This is a genomic window from Promicromonospora sp. NPDC057488 (assembly GCF_042802395.1).
Taxonomy (GTDB): domain Bacteria; phylum Actinomycetota; class Actinomycetes; order Actinomycetales; family Cellulomonadaceae; genus Promicromonospora.
Map to the genome: position 1 here is coordinate 44,650 of NZ_JBHVEG010000019.1, position 14,460 is coordinate 59,109.

The 14,460-nt window shown below is 71.9% G+C and carries 15 protein-coding genes; 3 read left to right on the plus strand and 12 right to left on the minus strand.

The genetic code is table 11. From position 1 onward, the window contains the following. Window positions 1-83 precede the first annotated feature (83 nt). Window positions 84-1,328: a DUF4032 domain-containing protein gene (locus ACFU5G_RS06260; RefSeq protein ID WP_377241857.1), complete on the plus strand. Its 1,245-nt coding sequence runs from the start codon at window positions 84-86 to the stop codon at window positions 1,326-1,328. A 3-nt stretch (window positions 1,329-1,331) separates the two neighbouring features. On the opposite strand, the gene rlmB is transcribed toward ACFU5G_RS06260, so the two are convergent. The 5 genes from rlmB to ACFU5G_RS06285 are packed head-to-tail and all read right to left on the minus strand — an operon-like array spanning window position 1,332 to window position 6,782. Continuing rightward, window positions 1,332-2,321, minus strand: a complete 990-nt coding sequence (gene rlmB / locus ACFU5G_RS06265; RefSeq protein WP_377241859.1) for a 23S rRNA (guanosine(2251)-2'-O)-methyltransferase RlmB — start codon at window positions 2,319-2,321, stop codon at window positions 1,332-1,334. 32 nt (window positions 2,322-2,353) lie between these two features. After that, window positions 2,354-3,781, minus strand: a complete 1,428-nt coding sequence (gene cysS, locus ACFU5G_RS06270; RefSeq protein WP_377241862.1) for a cysteine--tRNA ligase — start codon at window positions 3,779-3,781, stop codon at window positions 2,354-2,356. 20 nt (window positions 3,782-3,801) lie between these two features. Further along, on the minus strand, window positions 3,802-4,260 hold the full coding sequence (locus tag ACFU5G_RS06275; protein WP_377241865.1) for an SRPBCC family protein: 459 nt from the start codon (window positions 4,258-4,260) through the stop codon (window positions 3,802-3,804). A 17-nt stretch (window positions 4,261-4,277) separates the two neighbouring features. After that, entirely contained in the window at window positions 4,278-5,528 is a 1,251-nt protein-coding gene (locus tag ACFU5G_RS06280; RefSeq protein ID WP_377241867.1) for a low temperature requirement protein A, read from the minus strand. 33 nt (window positions 5,529-5,561) lie between these two features. Beyond that, entirely contained in the window at window positions 5,562-6,782 is a 1,221-nt protein-coding gene (locus ACFU5G_RS06285) for an amino acid deaminase/aldolase (RefSeq protein ID WP_377241869.1), read from the minus strand. 56 nt (window positions 6,783-6,838) lie between these two features. On the opposite strand from ACFU5G_RS06285, the gene ACFU5G_RS06290 reads away from it, so the two are divergent. Then, window positions 6,839-8,176, plus strand: coding sequence for a D-arabinono-1,4-lactone oxidase (locus tag ACFU5G_RS06290; RefSeq protein ID WP_377241872.1), 1,338 nt, complete (start codon window positions 6,839-6,841; stop codon window positions 8,174-8,176). Window positions 8,177-8,198: 22 nt separating this feature from the next. On the opposite strand, the gene ACFU5G_RS06295 is transcribed toward ACFU5G_RS06290, so the two are convergent. The 4 genes from ACFU5G_RS06295 to ACFU5G_RS06310 form a co-directional block, all read right to left on the minus strand. Beyond that, window positions 8,199-8,795, minus strand: coding sequence for a TetR/AcrR family transcriptional regulator (locus ACFU5G_RS06295; RefSeq protein WP_020017971.1), 597 nt, complete (start codon window positions 8,793-8,795; stop codon window positions 8,199-8,201). Further along, window positions 8,792-9,340, minus strand: a complete 549-nt coding sequence (gene ispF / locus ACFU5G_RS06300; RefSeq protein WP_377241874.1) for a 2-C-methyl-D-erythritol 2,4-cyclodiphosphate synthase — start codon at window positions 9,338-9,340, stop codon at window positions 8,792-8,794. The genes ACFU5G_RS06295 and ispF overlap by 4 nt, the downstream gene beginning before the upstream one ends. After that, window positions 9,337-10,053: a 2-C-methyl-D-erythritol 4-phosphate cytidylyltransferase gene (ispD, locus tag ACFU5G_RS06305; protein WP_026366151.1), complete on the minus strand. Its 717-nt coding sequence runs from the start codon at window positions 10,051-10,053 to the stop codon at window positions 9,337-9,339. Before ispD ends, ispF begins: the two co-directional genes overlap by 4 nt. A 108-nt stretch (window positions 10,054-10,161) precedes the next feature. Next, window positions 10,162-10,644 (minus strand): CarD family transcriptional regulator, encoded by a 483-nt coding sequence (locus ACFU5G_RS06310; RefSeq protein WP_020017968.1) that lies wholly within the window; start codon window positions 10,642-10,644, stop codon window positions 10,162-10,164. Between the two features lie 304 nt (window positions 10,645-10,948). Here ACFU5G_RS06310 and ACFU5G_RS06315 point away from each other — a divergent pair, with 304 nt between their 5' ends. Next, window positions 10,949-11,482: a hypothetical protein gene (locus ACFU5G_RS06315; RefSeq protein ID WP_377241876.1), complete on the plus strand. Its 534-nt coding sequence runs from the start codon at window positions 10,949-10,951 to the stop codon at window positions 11,480-11,482. Between the two features lie 70 nt (window positions 11,483-11,552). On the opposite strand, the gene pstB is transcribed toward ACFU5G_RS06315, so the two are convergent. Genes pstB through pstC form a run of 3 tightly spaced genes read right to left on the minus strand, consistent with a single transcriptional unit; the run spans window position 11,553 to window position 14,341 of the window. Further along, window positions 11,553-12,332 (minus strand): phosphate ABC transporter ATP-binding protein PstB, encoded by a 780-nt coding sequence (pstB, locus tag ACFU5G_RS06320; RefSeq protein WP_377241878.1) that lies wholly within the window; start codon window positions 12,330-12,332, stop codon window positions 11,553-11,555. Window positions 12,333-12,377: 45 nt separating this feature from the next. Further along, on the minus strand, window positions 12,378-13,337 hold the full coding sequence (pstA, locus tag ACFU5G_RS06325; protein ID WP_377241880.1) for a phosphate ABC transporter permease PstA: 960 nt from the start codon (window positions 13,335-13,337) through the stop codon (window positions 12,378-12,380). After that, complete coding sequence (gene pstC / locus ACFU5G_RS06330; protein ID WP_377241882.1) at window positions 13,337-14,341, minus strand: phosphate ABC transporter permease subunit PstC; 1,005 nt, start codon at window positions 14,339-14,341, stop codon at window positions 13,337-13,339. The genes pstA and pstC overlap by 1 nt, the downstream gene beginning before the upstream one ends. Window positions 14,342-14,460: the final 119 nt, after the last annotated feature.

Consider the following 14,460-nt stretch of genomic DNA (forward strand, 5'->3'; position numbering starts at 1 on the left):
AGCACCCGCTGGCGCTCTGTCTCGCCATAGTTCTATCTCGCCGTAGTTCTACCTCGGCGCTCCCGTCATCCAGAATGGTGCCCATGCCCCAGCAGAACCTCCAGATCACCGCGGTGGCGCCCGACCCAACTCTGCTGGACCTCCCGTGGCACGTCCCGCTGGCGGAATGGCCCGACGAGGTCCTCGCCGCCCTGCCCCAGGGCATCTCGCGGCACGTGGTCCGGTTCGTCAACCACGGCGGCCGCGTCCTGGCCATCAAGGAGATCGGCGAGACCGTCGCCTACCGCGAGTACGCGCTGCTGCGGCAGCTGCACCGCATCGAGGTGCCCTCCGTGGTGCCCGTGGGCGTCATCACGGGCCGCAGCGCGCCAGACGGCGAGCGGCTCGAGGCCGTGCTCATCACCGAGCACCTGCCGTTCTCGCTGCCATACCGCGCCCTGTTCAGCCAGGATCTGCGCCCCGACACCGCCACGCGCCTCATCGACGCCCTCGCGGTGCTCCTGGTGCGCCTGCACCTCGTGGGCTTCTACTGGGGCGACGTGTCGCTGTCCAACACCCTGTTCCGGCGCGACGCCGAGACCTTCGCCGCCTACCTGGTCGACGCCGAGACCGGCGACATGCACCGCGCGCTGACGAACGGCCAGCGCAACTACGACGTCGACCTGGCGCGCACCAACATCATCGGCGAGCTGATGGACCTCGCCGCGGGCGAGCTGCTCGACGAGGACGTCGACGAGGTGTCCATCGGCGACGCCCTCGTGGAGCGCTACCAGGAGCTGTGGGCCGCCCTCACCATCTCGGAGGCGTTCGACTCCGAGGAGCGCTGGCGCGTGGCCGCGCGCATCGAACGCCTCAACGACCTGGGCTTCGACGTGGGCGAGCTGGAGATCACCACGGACATCGACGGCACCAAGGTGCGCATCCAGCCCAAGGTGGTCGACGCCGGGCACCACTCGCGCCGGCTGCTGCGGCTCACGGGCCTGGACGTCCAGGAGAACCAGGCGCGCCGCATGCTCAACGACCTGGACAGCTTCCGCGCCGCGACGGACCGGCAGAACGACCAGGAGCAGATCGTGGCGCACGCCTGGGTCCGCCAGGTCTTCCGCCCCACGATCGACGCCGTGCCGCGCGAGATGCGGCGCAAGCTGGAGCCCGCGCAGCTGTTCCACGAGATCCTCGACCACCGCTGGTTCATCTCGCAGCAGGCGCAGCGGGACATCCCGCTGCCCGAGGCCGCCAAGTCCTACGTCGAGAACGTGCTGCGGCACCGCCCCGACGAGGACGCCCTGCTCGGCCTCGCACCGGGCGAGGCCGAGCAGCAGGCCTAGGGCCTAGCTCGCGTCCGTGCGCTGCTTGGCCACCTCGTAGAGCGTGATGCCCGCCGCCACGGCGGCGTTCAGCGACTCGGTCGTGGCCGCGATCGGGATCGACACCACGGCGTCGCACGTGTCGCGCACCAGGCGGGACAGGCCCTTACCCTCCGAGCCGACGACCAGCACCAGCGGGTCGTTCGCGTACGCGAGCTCGCCCACGGGCATGTCGCCGCCCGCGTCGAGACCCACCACGAAGCAGCCGGACTTCTTCAGCTCGGCCAGCTCGCGGGCCAGGTTGGTAGCCCGCGCCACGGGCACGCGCGCGGCGGCACCCGCGGACACCTTCCACGCCGACGCCGTCACGCCCGCCGCGCGCCGCTCCGGCACCAGCACGCCGTGGGCGCCGAACGCCCCCGCGGACCGCAGCACGGCCCCGAGGTTGCGGGGGTCGGTGACGCCGTCCAACGCCACGATCAGCGGCGGCTGGCCCGCCTCGGCCGCGACGTCGAGCAGGTCGTCGGCGTCCTTGTAGTCGTAGGCCGGCACCTTCATCGCGACGCCCTGGTGCACGGCGCCGTCGGTGATCTTGTCCAGGTCGAGGCGCGACGCCTCGAACATCGGCAGGCTGCGCGCGTGCGCGATCTCCAGGATCTCCTTGGTGCGGTCGTCCGACTCCAGGCGCGAGGCCAGGTAGATGCCCTCGGCCGGCATCTCCGCGCGGAGCGCCTCCACCACGGAGTTGCGCCCGGCGATCACCTCGGCCGCGCCGGCGCCCTTGCGGCCGGCGCCGCGCCCGCCCGGGCCGCCCGGCCGGCGCTGCCCCGTGGCGGCACGCTTCTCCGCCGCGACCTTGCGCTGGTGCGCGGGGTGGTAGGTGCGGTCCTCGGCCTTGGGCGTCGGGCCCTTGCCCTGCAGCCCCTTGCGGCTGTGCCCGCCGGTGCCGACCTGCGCGCCCTTCTTGGAGCCGGCCTTGCGCACCGCTCCGGCGCGCTTGGAATTGCCTGCCATCTTTGTTTCTCGTCTCTAGCCGGGGTGTCAGATCAGGAGAGGGACCAGCGGGCCCCGTCGGCGTTGTCCTGGACCTCGATGCCCGCGGCCGCGAGGCGGTCCCGGATCGCGTCGGAGGTGGCCCAGTCCTTCGCGGCCCGCGCCTCCGCGCGGGCCTTCAGCTCGGCAGCGACCAGCCCGTCGAGGGCGTTCGCGTACCGGTCGTCGCCCGACGTCGACCACTGCGGGTCGGCCGGGTCCAGGCCCAGCACGTCCAGCATCGCACGCATCGTCACCAGCTCGTCGCGGACGACGGCGTCGCTCCCGGAGGCGAGGGCCGTGTTGCCGGCGCGCAGGTGCTCGTGCACCACGGCGAGCGCCTGCGGCACGTTGAGGTCGTCGTCCATCGCGGCGGCGAACGCCTCGGGGAGCTCGGCCTTGGCGACCTCCTCCGCGGGGACGTCGCCGACGCGCTCCGAGGCGCGCGTGACGAAGCCCGACAGGCGCTCCCACGTGGTGCGGGCCTCGTCCAGGGTGTCGGGCGCCCACTCCAGCATGGAGCGGTACTGCACGGCCACCAGGGCGTAGCGCACGACGGGCGCGGGCGCCTGGGCCAGCAGCTCGCTGACGAGCAGCCCGTTGCCCAGGGACTTCGACATCTTGACGCCGGACTGCGTGACCCACGCGACATGCATCCAGCGCTGGGCGAACTCGTAGCCGGCGGCCCGCGACTGCGCCTGCTCGTTCTCGTGGTGCGGGAACCGCAGGTCCAGGCCGCCGCCGTGGATGTCGAACGTCTCGCCCAGGTACCGGTACGCCATGGCGGAGCACTCCAGGTGCCAGCCGGGCCGGCCGCGGCCGAACGGGGTGTCCCAGGAGGCCGAGGCCGGCTCGCCGGGCTTGGCCGCCTTCCACAGCGCGAAGTCGTGCGGGTTCTTCTTGGCCTCGCCCGCCGAGCCCGCGGCGACCTCGGTGCCCTCCTCGGGGCTGAGGTCCTCGACCCGCTGCCGGGTCAGCTCGCCGTAGGCGGGCCAGGAGTGGACGTCGAACCAGACGTTGCCCGCGCCCGTGCCGTACGCGTGGCCGTTGGCGACGAGGCGCTCCATGAGCGCGACCATCTCGGGCACGCTGCCCGTGGCCCGCGGCTCGTAGGTGGGCGGGATCACGCCGAGCGCGTCGTACGCCTGGGTGAACACGCGCTCGTACAGCGCCGCGTGCGCCCACCACTCGCGGCCGGCGGCCGCCGACTTGGCGAGCACCTTGTCGTCGATGTCGGTGACGTTGCGGATCAGGGTGACCTTCAGGCCCCGCCGGGTGAGCCACCGGCGCAGCACGTCGAACGCGATGACCGGGCGCAGATGGCCTACGTGCGGGGGTGCCTGCACCGTGGCGCCACACAGGTAGATGCCGACCTCGCCCGGGGTGATGGGGGTGAAGTCGCGCACCTCGCGCGCAGCGGTGTCAAACAGGCGAATAGTCACCTGTCAAGGGTACCGGCGCTTCAGGTTCCCGCCTCGACAATTGCCCGGGCTCGTTCCAGGGTCTGCCGCATGCCCCGCACGTTCACCCGGCGCCGGTGCCAGCCCGCCAGCGCCCAGTACACCCGGGCCGCGCCGCGCTGCTCCAGCTCGAACGACTCGGTGACGTCGGTGCCGCCGTCGGCGGGCGCCAGCCGGTAGCGCCAGTTGTTCAGTCGCCTGCCGCCCAGGTACACGGTGAAGCCGAAGTCGCGGCCCGGCTCGCAATGCGTCACCTTGCACTGCGACCAGTACACGGGGCCGACGCCGTTGCGCCGCACGTGCCCGCGGAAGTGCGCGCCGACGGCGGGTCCGGTCGCGCCGTCCGTCCACTCGGCCTCGAACGTCTCCGGACTCAGCTCACCGATCCGTGTGACGTCGCTGAGCAGGTCCCAGACCTGGTCGGGGGCCGCGTCCATGTGCACCGTCACTGCTGCTCGCATCCGTGCAGGCTAACGGTCTAGGCGTCGTCCCCGAGCAGCCCGGCCACGTGCCGGTGCCCGCGCGCCTCGTACCCGATGACCGAGATCGCCGGCGCGAGCATCACCAGGAGCAGGGCCCACGACATGCCGACGCCCGCCGCCGCGGCGGCGACCGCCACGGCGAGCATCGCGACCGTGCCGAGCACCAGGTACAGGTGCAGCGGGCTGACCGACCGGCTCAGCAGCCAGAACTGGACGTAGTCGGCCACCACGAACACCAGCACCGGCACGGCGACGGCCAGCACCGTCCCGAGGGCGCCGAGGTGCGAGTGCCCCTCCAGGTAGTAGCCGGCCACGTGCAGCCCGGCACCGACGCCGGCGAGCGCCGCGAAGACCACGATGTTGCCGTAGCCCCAGGTGAACGACCGCTCCCGGTGCCGGTGCAGCAGCTCGGCGTCGGGCGTGAGGTAGTACGTCCACCAGAGCCCGAACGTGAGGCCCGTGCCCGCGAGCGCCACGAGGGCGGCGTCGAGCGTCCATCCCGAGTGCTCGACGACGGCGGACAGGGACGCCACGGTGCCGATCACGCCCTCGCCGAGCGTGATGATGGCGAGCAGCCCGTAGCGCTCCGCCATGTGGTGGGCGTGCCACGGCGTGCTCTTCTGGCCGGGGCCGGCCGTGCGGTACCGCTCGGCGAAGTACGGTCCCGCCATCTCTGCGATCCCGAGCAGCACGCCGCCCACGAAGAAGACCGGGACCGTGACGGGCGCGACCGCCAGGACGAGCCACCCGATCTGCGTGATGACCAGCGTGCGCACGTACGCCATGCAGGTGGAGCGGTACTCGGGTGCCTGCCGGGCCGCGCGCAGCCACTGCACGAGCATGGCCAGCCGCATCACGATGTACCCGGCGACCATGATCTCGTTGTGCACGCGGTCGCCCTCGTCGAGCGACCGGAACATCGCGGGCAGCCCGAGGGCCAGGATCACGACGCCGATCATCTGCACCATCGTGGTGACGCGGTAGAACCAGTCGTCGGTGTCGAACGCGGAGGCGAACCAGGTGAAGTTGATCCACGCCCAGCAGATGGCGAACATCGAGAACGAGAACCCGACGATGCCGGACATGGCATGCCCCTCGGCGAGCAGGTGCGCGCCCTGCTCGCCGGCCACCCCGAACGCGACCACGAACGTGAGGTCGAACAGCAGCTCCAGCGGGGTCGCCGTGCGCGCCGGCTCGTGCGGGTCGCGCCCCGTCATCGGCCGGTTGCGGTGGTGCAGTGTGGGCATGGGCTTGTTCTACCCGATACCGCGCGGGCGGGCCTAGCCGAAGTTGCGGCCCTCGCCCCGGTACGTCGGCACGGTCTCGGTGATCTCGCTGCCCCGCACGAGGTGCACCTGGTCGAACCGCTCCATCATCTCGCCGGCCTTCGCGTGCCGGAGCCAGACCCGGTCCCCGGTACGGAGCATGCCGCCGCCCGCCCGCGTGGCCTTGAGGGGCGTCTGCACCTCACCCGCGCCCTCGGTCCCGCTGAGCGTGTAGCCGGGCGTGAACAGGCGCGGCAGCCGCAGCTTGCCGGCCTGGCCCGACGCCGCGTACCCGCCCGCGAACGCCGTCACCCAGCCGGGAGCGGGCTCGCGGACCACGTCCAGGCCGAAGAACGCCGCCGGCCGCGCCTCGAACGAGCGGTAGCCGTCGAACAGCCCTGGGGCGAACAGCCCGGAGCCCGAGGTCACCTCGGTCACTCCCGGCGCGCTGCCGCTCACCTCGATCGACCCGGTCCCGCCCGCGTTGACCAGCTCCACCTCGTGCCCGACGGCGTCGCGCACCGCCGCGAGGATGCGCACCCGCCGCTCGTTCACCTCGCGCATGGTGAGCCGCTTGACGACCCGGACCGCGGGGCTGGTGTCCGGCAGGCCGGCGACCTGGGCCTCGTAGAACATCAGGCCGCGCACCGCGAGGCCCTTGGCCTGCGCCACGGTAGCCAGGGCGGCGACGTCGCCGGGCTCGCGCAGGGGCGAGCGGCGCACGCCCAGGTGCGCCACGAGCGGGCCGACGCCGACCCGCAGCGAGCAGTCGACGTCCAGGCAGACCTGGATCGGCCGCGCGGCCGACGCGGCCGCCTCGGGCCCGCCCGCCCCGGCCCGCTCCTCGGCGTCGGCGATCAGGCCGAGGTGGGCCACGTCGTCGACCATCAGGGTGATCTCGGCGCGCGCGGTGGCGTCGGCGGCCAGCGTGGCCAGCGCCTCCTGGTCCACCGTCGGGTACCCGACCAGCACGTCGCGCGTGCCCTGGCCGACCAGCCACAGCGCCTCGCGCAGCGAATAGGCCATGACCCCGGCGAACCCGTGCCCGAGCGCCCGCTCGACCAGCGAGCGCACGCGCACGGACTTGGACGCGACCCGCACGGGCACGCCGTCGGCCCGCTTGAGGATGTCGAGCGCGTTGGTGTCGAACACGTCCAGGTCGACCACCGCGACGGGGGCCGGCAGGCCGGACGTGGCGGCGGAAAGCCGCGCGGCGGTGTCTGCTGCGGAGCTCATGCCCGAACGCTACTCCGGTTCTGTCCCCCTGAGCGGGCCCGTGGGATAGTGCTCCCGTGATCTGGACGAACTGGGCACGCAACGTGACCGCCACGCCCGCACGACTCGAGCAGCCGGCCTCCGAGGACGAGCTGTCCGACGCCGTGCGCCGCGCCGTCAAGGACGGGCACACGGTGCGCGCCGTCGGCGCCGGGCACTCGTTCATGCCGGCGGCGGCCACCGACGGCGTGCTGCTCAACCTGGACCACCTGGACGCCCTGCACCGCGTGGAGCGCGACCCGGACACGGGGCACGCCCTGGTCACGGTGGGCGCGGGCATGCGGCTGCACCAGCTCAACCGGCACCTGGCCGAGCGTGGCCTGGCCATGCAGAACCTCGGCGACATCGACCGGCAGTCGGTCGCGGGCGCCATCTCCACGGGCACGCACGGCACGGGCGCGCGGTTCGGCGGCCTCGCCACCCGCGTGCGCGCCCTGACGGTCGTGGGGCCCGACGGCGACGTCGTGCGCGCCGCGCCCACCGAACGGCACGACCTGTTCGAGGCCTCCCGGCTCGGCCTCGGCGCCACGGGCGTGCTGAGCACCGTGACGATCGAGGCCGTCCCCGCCTTCGACCTGCTCGCCGTCGAGGAGCCCTGGCCCCTGGACCGCGTCCTCGAGGAGCTCGACGACCTCGTCGCGGGCAGCGACCACTTCGAGTTCTACTGGTTCCCCGCCACGCGCCGCGCCCTGACGCTTCGCAACACCCGGGTCGACGCCGGGACGAACGCCGGGTCCGGCCTGGGGCACGGCCTGCGCAAGGCGGCCGGCGCGGTCCGCTCGTTCATCGACGAGGAGGTGCTGTCCAACGCGCTGTTCGGTACCGTCAACCGGATCGCCACGCTCGTCCCGGCGGCGACCCCCACGCTGAACGCGATCTCGGCCCGCGCCCTGAGCGCCCGCCGGTACACGGCGCCGTCGCACCAGGTGTTCTGCACCCACCGCCGCGTGCGGTTCCGCGAGATGGAGTACGCCGTGCCGCGGGCCGCCGTGGTCGACGTGCTGAACCAGCTCGACGCCTGGCAGCGGTCCACCGGCGAGAACATCCCGTTCCCGGTCGAGGTGCGCTTCGCCCCCGCCGACGACGTCTGGCTGTCCACCGCCTACGGCCGCGACACCGCCTACGTGGCCGTGCACCAGTACTGGAAGCTGCCGTACGCGCGGTACTTCGACGCCGCCGAGCAGATCTTCACGGCCGTGGGCGGGCGCCCGCACTGGGGCAAGATGCACACCCGCGACGCCGGCTACCTGGCGGGCCAGTACCGCCGGTTCGAGGACTTCCGCCGGGCGCGCGAGGCGGCCGACCCCCAGGGCGTGTTCGCCAACCCCTACACCCAGCGGGTCTTCGCGGGATAGCTCCCGGCCGGGGGCTGCCGGCTCAGGGCGTCATGTCGTCGAAGACGTCGTGCGTCAGGTCGGCGAACGCGGAGCGCGCGGCGGCGTCGTCCTGGTCGACCATCCAGGCCAGCTCGATGCCGTCGATCCGGATCGCCACCGTCCGCGACAGCACGTCGAGGTCGGTCCGGTACTTGGCCTCGGCGACGTCGGCCAGCCGCTGCAGGTATTCCCGCGTCATCACGATGCTCTGCTTGAGGTGCGCCTGCGCCACCTCGCGCAGCACCGGCGTACGCGCGCCAGAGACGGCGAACTCGAAGGTCAGCAGCCGCATGTGCTGGTGCTGCTTGAGTCCGGTCAGCAGGGCGTCGACGGCGGTCTCGGCCAGCGTCGTGCGGTCCGGCCCCGCCTCCAGAGCGGAGATCATGGGCTCCGACGCACGCATGGCGATGGCGCGGCCCATGGCGCGCAGCATCGCGTCCTTGTCGTCGAAGCAGTAGTGCACCGTGCCCAGGGAGATCCCGGCCTCCTGGGCCACGCGGCGCACCGTCACGGACTCGACGCCCTCGCGCATGGCGACGCTCAGCCCGGCCTCGACGATCTCGGCACGACGCTCGTCCAGCGGCTTCCGCTTGTTCATGCCGCCGCCCTGCTGTCGGGCACGACGAGCGCGGTCGCGATGGCCGCGACCCCCTCGCCCCGCCCGGTCAGCCCGAGCGCGTCCGTAGTGGTCGCGGTCAGCGAGACGGGCGCGCCCGCGGCGGCGGACAGCGCCGCCTGGGCCTCGTCGCGTCGCGTGCCGACACGCGGATGGTTTCCGATCACCTGAACAGCCACATTACCGATCATGTACCCAGCAGCCCGGACGCGCCTCGCGGCCTCCGCAAGAAGGGTGGTCCCGGAGGCCCCCGCCCACTCGGGACGGCCGGTCCCGAAGTGCGACCCGAGGTCCCCCAGGCCCGCCGCCGAGAACAGCGCGTCCGCGGCCGCATGGGCGGCGACGTCGGCGTCGGAGTGCCCGGCCAGGCCCCGCTCCCCCGGCCAGTGCAGGCCCCCGAGCCACATCTCGCGGTCCGTGCCGTCCGGCGCGTAGGCGTGCACGTCGACGCCGATCCCCGTACGCGGCAGGGGGTACGGGGCCGGGGCCGCGACCGCGCGGTCCGGCGTGCTCGACGGGTCGGTCATGCGTTGCTCTCCTGCAGCACGAGGGACGCGAGCCACAGGTCGCGTTCGGTGGTGATCTTGAAGGCGGCGGCGTCCCCCGGCACGATGTGCACCGGCTCGCCGAGCACCTCGACCAGGCCGGCGTCGTCGGTCGCCGCCAGGTGCTCCGCACGGGCCCGGGCGGCGCCGGTCCGGTGCGCGCGCACGAGCAGGTCCCGGGCGAAGCCCTGGGGCGTCTGCACGGCCCGCAGCAGCGCGCGGTCGGGGGTGCCGGTGACGAGCTCGGCGTCGCCGTCCGGCCGCACCTGCTTGACCGTGTCGGTGACGGGCAGGCCCGGCACGACGGCGCCGTGGCCGCTGCGGACGGCGCCCACGACCCGCCGCACGAGGTCGGCCGGGACGAGCGGCCGGGCCGCGTCGTGCACCAGCACCACGTCGTCGCCGGCCCGCGCGAGGGCGAGGCCGGCGCCGACGGATGCCTGCCGCGTGGGGCCGCCGTCGGTCACCTGGACGGGGACCTGCACGTGCGGGTCGTTCGCCAGGAGGTCGGTCATGACGTCAGTCAGGCCGTCGGGTGCGGTGACCACGAGGGAGTCGACGACTCCCGACGCCGCCAGGCGGCGTGCCGCGTGGAGCACCAGCGGGAAGCCGTCCAGCTCCACGAGGGCCTTGGGCAGGTCACGTCCTAGTCGGGTGCCCGAGCCGGCGGCCGTCAGGATTGCAAGGGTCGTCATCTCGTCGCGGGTCCCCACAGGATCATGATTGAAGCGAAGGATCCCGTGGGGTGCGCGCGCCGGTGGCCCGGCCGGCCCGTCCGAGGTGGTGGGGACCCTGTGGGTAAGTCAGGAAGCGAGAACCTCGTCGAGAATGGCTTCCGCCTTCTCCTCCTCGGTGTGCTCGGCCAGCGCGAGCTCGGACACCAGGATCTGCCGCGCCTTGGCGAGCATGCGCTTCTCACCTGCGGAGAGACCGCGGTCGGCGTCGCGGCGGGACAGGTCGCGAACGACCTCTGCCACCTTGATGACGTCGCCGGACGCCAGCTTCTCGAGGTTCGCCTTGTACCGGCGCGACCAGTTGGTGGGCTCTTCGGTGTACGGCGCGCGAAGCACCTCGAACACGCGGTCGAGGCCCTCCTGGCCGACGACGTCGCGCACCCCCACGAGGTCGACGTTCTCCGCCGGGACCTCGATGGTGAGGTCGCCCTGGGCAACCTTGAGCTTCAGGTACATCTTTTCTTCGCCGCGAATCTTGCGGGTCTTGATCTCTTCGATCAGCGCCGCGCCATGGTGCGGGTAGACAACCGTCTCGCCTACTGTGAACGTCATCTGCAGATGTCCCCTTTCCCTGAAACCAGGTTACCACGGCGTGATCTGGAGAACTTGCACCCTTGGGGTTCGCGCGGACCCGGAACGAACTGCGTTTGTGCAGGTCAGAGCGTTGCATGTGGGTGGATGGAGGGTGGTCACCACCCCTTCACCCCCGGTCGGATCGTTCCGTAGCCGTGACCGTTGCCACTCCCTGACCGGGTAGTTCGTCACCTTCGGCGATGCGCGGGCACGCCCGTGGGCCCACTAGGATATTGCGGGGATCCGCCCCCGCCCGAACCAGACGAACATCAGGGAGTTCACCGTGTCCCGTCGCGCCACCGCCGCCCGAGGCGCCCGCACCATCGCCGTCGCGGGGGTCTCCGCTGCGGGGGCCCTCCTCCTGGCGGCCTGCGCCCCGACCACGACGACGCTCAACTACGACCCGTCCGACGGCGTCGGGGTCTCCGTCCTGGGCGCGGACAACACGGACCTGCGTGGCATCAACCTCCTGGTCGTGTCCGCCGCCGAGGGCGAGCCGGGCAACGTCCTGGGCGCGCTGTCCAACACCAGCGCCGAGGACGCGACGTTCACGCTCCAGTCGCCCGGCGCCGGCCCGCTGGTCGTCGAGGTCCCGGCCGGCGACACCGTGTACCTGAACGCCGAGGCGGGCGAGCCCGCCCTGATCGACCTGGTCACCGCGGCGCCCGGCGACTACCTCGACGCGACCCTGAGCGTCGGCGCGGACACCAAGGAGTTCCAGCTCCCGGTGTTCGACGGCACGCTGCCGGAGTACGCGGACTACGTGCCGGTCGAGGTGGTCGAGGTCATCGAGCCGTCGGCCTCCCCCACGGAGTAGGCACGACAGAGACGACGAAGAGCCGGTGGGTCGGACCCACCGGCTCTTGTCGTACCCGATCAGCGGACGATCACCCGAAGCGGCCCGAGACGTAGTCCTCGGTTGCCTTCTCGGCGGGCGACGAGAAGATCGTCGCCGTGTCGTTCATCTCGATGAGACGGCCGGGCTTGCCGGTGCCCGCGATGTTGAAGAACGCCGTCCGGTCGCTCACCCGCGCGGCCTGCTGCATGTTGTGCGTCACGATGACGATCGTGTAGTCCTTCTTGAGCTCCTGGATCAGGTCCTCGATCGCCAGCGTGGAGATCGGGTCCAGGGCCGAGCACGGCTCGTCCATGAGGACGACCTGCGGCTTCACCGCGATGGCGCGGGCGATGCACAGGCGCTGCTGCTGGCCGCCCGACAGGCCGGAGCCGGGCTTCTCGAGGCGGTCCTTGACCTCGTTCCAGAGGTTGGCGCCGCGCAGCGACGACTCGACCAGCTCGTCCGCGTCGGACTTCGAGATCCGCTTGTTGTTCAGCTTCACGCCCGCCAGCACGTTGTCGCGGATGGACATCGTGGGGAACGGGTTGGGCCGCTGGAACACCATGCCGACGGTGCGGCGCACGGCCACGGGGTCGACCTCGTCGCCGTACAGGTCGACGCCCTCGAGCTCGACCGAGCCGTCGACGCGGGCCCCGGGGATCACCTCGTGCATGCGGTTCAGGGTGCGCAGGAACGTCGACTTGCCGCAGCCCGACGGGCCGATGAAGGCCGTGACGGACTTGGGGTCGATCGTCATGGACACACCCTCCACGGCGAGGAAGTCGCCGTAGTAGATGTTCAGGTCTTTCACGTCGATGCGCTGTGCCATCGGATCATTCCTTCGTGTGAGCTGCGGCTGAGGCGGGTCTGCGCGTCAGCGCAGCTTCGGGGAGAACCACCGGGTCACGAGGCGCCCGATGAGGTTGAGGAGCATGACGATGATGATCAGCAGGAGGGCGGCGGCCCACGCCCGGTCGAAGTTGATGCTCACCAGGCAGTCGAGCGCGTCCTCCCGGCAGGGCACCGGTCCCTGACGGTACTGGCTGAAGATGTAGACCGGCAGAGTCATCATGCGCCCGTCGAACGGGTTGAAGTTGATCGAGTCCGACACACCGGCGGTGATGAGGATCGGGGCGGTCTCGCCGATCACCCGGGCGATGGAGAGCAGCACACCCGTCGTGATGCCGGCCACGGAGGTGCGCAGCACGACCCGGACGATGGTGAGCCACTTGGGCACGCCCAGCGCGTAGGACGCCTCCCGCAGCTCGTTCGGGACGAGCTTGAGCATCTCCTCGCAGGAGCGGACCACCACGGGGATCATCAGCACGCTCAGCGCGACCGCGGCGATGATGCCGAGCTTGGCACCCGGGCCCAGGAAGATCGTGAACAGCGCGAACGCGAACAGGCCCGCGACGATCGACGGGATACCCGTCATGACGTCCACGAAGAAGGTCGTGGCCCGGGCGAGCGCGCCGCGGCCGTACTCGACGAGGTAGATCGCGACCAGCAGGCCGATCGGCACCGAGATGACCGTGGCGGTGAGCGTGATCATCAGCGTTCCGATGGCGGCGTGGTAGGCGCCGCCCATGTCCATGCCGCCGAAGACGCCGCGCATCGAGGTGAAGAGGAAGTCACCGTTGAACCGCTCGATGCCGTTGACGACGACCGTCCACAGCAGGGACACGAGCGGGATGACGGCGAGGAGGAAGGCACCGTAGATCAGGACCGTCATGGCCCGGTCGGCGCGCCTGCGGCCGCCGTCGGCGGTGGTGAGCAGGGCGCGCGTGCGCTCGACGGCGCCGGCGTCGTCCGTGATCGAGGTCGTGGCGCTCATCAGTTGGCTCCCGAGAATTCCTTGCGCCGCGCGACGATCGCGCGGGCGCCCATGTTGACCACCATGGTGATGACGAACAGCGCGAGGCCGGTGGCGATGAGCACGTTCACCGCGAGCCCGCTGGCCTCGGCGAACCGCGACGCGATGAAGGCGGCGATGGTCTGCTGCTGGCCCGAGTCGAAGATCTGGAACGAGTAGAGGATGCCGGGCGACAGGATCATCAGCACCGCCATCGTCTCGCCGAGCGCGCGGCCCAGGCCGAGCATCGCGGCCGAGATGACGCCGGAGCGGCCGAACGGCAGCACGGCCGTGCGGATCATCTCCCAGCGCGTGGCGCCGAGCGCGAGCGCGGCCTCCTCGTGCAGCGTGGGGGTCTGCAGGAAGACCTCGCGGGAGACCGCCGTGATGATCGGCAGCACCATCACGGCAAGCACGACGGACGCCGTCGCGAGCGAGCGGCCCGTGTTCGTCACGTTCACGGTCCAGAACGGCAGGAAGTCGAGCGCCCCGCCGATCCACACCCACACGTCGCTGATGATCGGGGCCAGCGTGCGCCCGCCCCACAGGCCGAACACCACGGACGGGATCGCGGCCAGGAGGTCGATCACGTAGCCGATCACCGAGGCGGCGCGGCGGGGAGCGTAGTGGGAGATGAACAGCGCGATCCCGATGGCGACCGGCGTCGCGAGCAGCAGCGCCATGGCCGCGGCCAGGAGCGTGCCGAACACGAGGGGGCCGACCAGGTCCCAGAGCGAGTTCATCCCGGCGGGCAGGCCGCCCTTGTCGCTGAGCTCTTCCGGCGACGCCGTCAGCGCGGGCAGGCCGCGCGCGACGAGGAACACGGCGACGGCTGCCAGGACCAGCAGCAGGAACGCGCCGGACCCGGTGGTGATCCAGCGGAACACCCGGCTGAAGCCGCGCTCGGTGTCGCCGTGGTTGCGCCGTCGGGTGGGCGGCTTCAGCCGGCCGGGCTGGGCGTCCGGCGGACTGTCGGTGGTGGTCACAAGAGCTCCTCGATGCTCATCGCTCGGTGTGGGGGATCAGTGACTGACATGGCTGTGCCGGTGGTCGGACCGGCCGGCGCCGAGAGCGCCGCCGGTCCGGCCACCGGCCGGTATTCATC